The 3,073-nt window shown below is 69.8% G+C and carries 3 protein-coding genes; all 3 read right to left on the bottom strand.

The features are described from left to right. Positions 1-893 (bottom strand): ATP-binding cassette domain-containing protein (locus FNX44_RS25470; protein ID WP_143651338.1); only part of this gene is annotated, 893 nt, incomplete at its 3' end. Between the two features lie 5 nt (positions 894-898). Then, entirely contained in the window at positions 899-1,990 is a 1,092-nt protein-coding gene (locus FNX44_RS25465) for an ABC transporter permease (RefSeq protein ID WP_143651339.1), read from the bottom strand. A gap of 5 nt (positions 1,991-1,995) precedes the next feature. Beyond that, positions 1,996-3,021 (bottom strand): substrate-binding domain-containing protein, encoded by a 1,026-nt coding sequence (locus tag FNX44_RS25460; protein WP_143651337.1) that lies wholly within the window; start codon positions 3,019-3,021, stop codon positions 1,996-1,998. Positions 3,022-3,073: the final 52 nt, after the last annotated feature.

Raw genomic sequence — 3,073 nt, 5'->3', positions numbered from 1 at the left:
GGTGGCGGGGTCAGCTCCGACTCCTCGGGGAGCTCTTCGGTGTCCACGCCGCTCACTTGCGCCAACTCGTGTTTGAGTGCGGCCAGTTCGGCGCCACCCGCCATGTGGTTGGTCAGCTCCTCCAGACCGACGTCGGCCCGGGCGGCGTTCAACTCGACGGTGCCGAGCCGCAGTACGGTGAAGTGGTCGCCGACCATGTAGGCGTGGTGCGGGTTGTGGGTGATGAAGACGACGCCGAGGCCGCGGTCGCGGGCGGCGGCGATGTACTTCAGCACCACGCCCGACTGCTTGACGCCGAGCGCCGCCGTCGGCTCGTCGAGGATGAGCACCCGCGCGCCGAAGTGGACGGCGCGGGCGATGGCGACGGACTGGCGCTGGCCGCCGGAGAGGGTGCCGATGGGCTGTTCGAGGTCGTCGAGCACGATGCCCATGGCACGCAGTTCCTCGTCGGCGGTGCGCTTCATACGCTGGATGTCGAGGCGGCGGAGTGGCCAGGTGCCCCGGGTGAGCTCCGAGCCGAGGAAGAAGTTCCGCCAGACGGGCATCAGCGGCACGGTGGCGAGGTCCTGGTAGACGGTGGCGATGCCCCGGTCCAGCGCCTCGCGCGGGGTGGAGAGTCTGACGGGTTCGCCGTCGATCAGGAACTCGCCCTCGCTGTGCTGGTGCAGTCCGGAGATGATCTTGATGAGGGTGGACTTGCCGGCGCCGTTGTCGCCGAGGACGCAGGTCACCCGTCCGGCGTGGACGGCGAGGTCCACGCCGTGCAGGGCGCGTACGTTGCCGTAGGACTTCCCGGCGGCGCGCAGCTCCACGACGGGCGGCGCGTCGGTGGCGGTGTCCGTGGCGGTGTCCGTGGCGGCCGGGCGGTGGCCGGTCTCTGGCGTGTCGGTCATGTTGATCACCTCCGGGTCGCCGTGCGGCGGACCCACAGATTGACAAGGGCGGCGAGCAGCAGCATCACCCCGAGGAACGCCTTGAACCAGTCCGGGTTCCAGTTGGCGTACACGATGCCCTGGGACACCATGCCGAAGATCAGCGCGCCGATGACGGGCCCGACGGCCGAGCCGTACCCGCCGGTCAGCAGGCATCCGCCGATGACGGCGGCGATGATGTACAGGAACTCGTTCCCGACGCCTTCCCCGGACTGGACGGTGTTGAACGAGAACAGCAGGTGCATGCCGACGAACCAGGCGCCCGCGCCGACGCCCATGAAGAGGGCGATCTTGGTGAGGTTCACGGGTACGCCGACCGCGCGGGCGCTGTCCTTGTTGCCGCCGACGGCGAAGATCCAGTTTCCGAACCTCGTGCGCAGCAGCAGCCAGGTGGCCAGGCCCGCGAAGAGCAGCCACCACAGGACCGTGATCTTCACCTGGACGCCGCCGATCCCGATCTCGCTGGCGAAGATCCGCTCGGCCTGGGCGAAGCCGTCCATGTCGCTGATCGAGTCGGTGGCGACGTTGCCGGTGAAGATCTTGGTGACGGCGAGGTTGGCACCCTGGAGGATGAGGAACGTGCCGAGGGTGATGAGGAAGCTCGGCAGTCCGGTCCGGATCAGCAGCCAGCCGTTGAACGCGCCGACGGCGAGGGAGAACACCAGGGCGAGGAGCACGCCCGTCCACACGTTCACCGAGAGCTGGAAGCTGAGCATGCTGGCGGTGAGCGCGGAGGTGGTGACGGCGACGCCGGCGGACAGGTCGAACTCGCCGCCGATCATCAGCAGCGCCACGGGCAGCGCCATGATGCCCATCACCGAGGCCTGGTAGAGCACGGTGGCCAGTGAGCCGGCCTCCCGGAAGGGCGGGGCGACCGTGAAGAAGACCAGGTAGACGGCGACGGCGGCGAGCAGCGCGCCGATCTCGGGGCGGGCGAGCACGCGGCGGCCGAGGGAGCGGCGGAGGGTGCGTCCGTCGGCCGCGGGCTTTGTCGGGGCGGCGGGACCGCCGGTGGGTGTCGGCGTGGTGCCCGCCGGGGCGGGCGTCGCCCGGGTCATGGCCATCACCGGGTTCCCTTCGCGGCGAACTCGGCGATCTCGTCGACGTTGTCCTTGTCGACGAACGCCGGGCCGGTCAGTACGGGTGCCTCGCCGCCGCCGCTGAAGTTGCCGTTGGTCTTGTAGAGCCACAGGGAGTCGACGGCGAGGTAGCCCTGGAGGTAGGGCTGCTGGTCGACGGCGACGGCCACGTCGCCCTTGCGGACGGCGTCGACGAGGGCCTTGTTGAGGTCGAAGGTGACGACCTTCGCCTTGCTGCCTGCGTCCTTGGTGGCCTGCACGGCGGTCAGCGCGAAGGGCGCGCCGAGGGTGACGACGTGGTCGATCGAGCGGTCCTGCTTGACCTTGGCGGTGAGGGTGGCCTTGACGGAGGGCATGTCGGTGCCGTTGACGTAGAGGTTCTGGACCTTGCCGTCGAAGGTGGCCTTCACCCCGGCGCACCTGGCCTCCTGTGCGACCTGGCCCTGTTCGTGGATGACACACAGGCTGTGCTTGGCGCCGAGTTCGTTGAGCTTGCGGCCGAATGCCTCGCCTGCGACGCGTTCGTCCTGGCCGAAGTACTGGAGCAGGCCCTGCTTCTTCCAGTCGTCGATGCCGCCGTTGAAGCCGACGACGGGTATGCCGGCGCGGCGGGCCTTGGCGACTGCGGCCTTCATGGCGTCCGGCTTGGCGAGGGTGATCGCGATGCCGTCGACCTTCTGGTCGATGGCGTTCTGGACGAGGTTGGCCTGGGTGGCGGCGTTGGGGTCGGCGGAGTAGACGAGCTTGACGTTGTCCTTGGCGGCGGCGTCCTGGGCGCCCTTGCGGACGATGTCCCAGAAGGTGTCGCCGGGCGAGGCGTGGGTGATCATCGCGACGGTCATCCGGGGCGTGTCCGCCTTGCCGGCGGCGGCGTTCTGGCCGTCCTCCCGGTCCTGCTTGCCGCCGGAGCCGCTGGAGCATCCGGCGAGCGCGAGGGCGGCGGTGGTGAGGGTCGCGGCGAGCACGACGGCGGGTCTGCGGCGGAGGCTGGGCTGGTACGTGCGGTCCATCGGTAGTGCACCTCACTGCGCGAGGAGGGAAGGGATGGGGAGCGGCCGGCCG

Origin of the sequence: Streptomyces alkaliterrae (genome assembly GCF_007097205.2) — a bacterium.
Lineage (GTDB): Bacteria > Actinomycetota > Actinomycetes > Streptomycetales > Streptomycetaceae > Streptomyces > Streptomyces alkaliterrae.
Note: the sequence above shows the minus strand (reverse complement) of the source record. Positions and strands in the feature narration are given on the sequence as shown.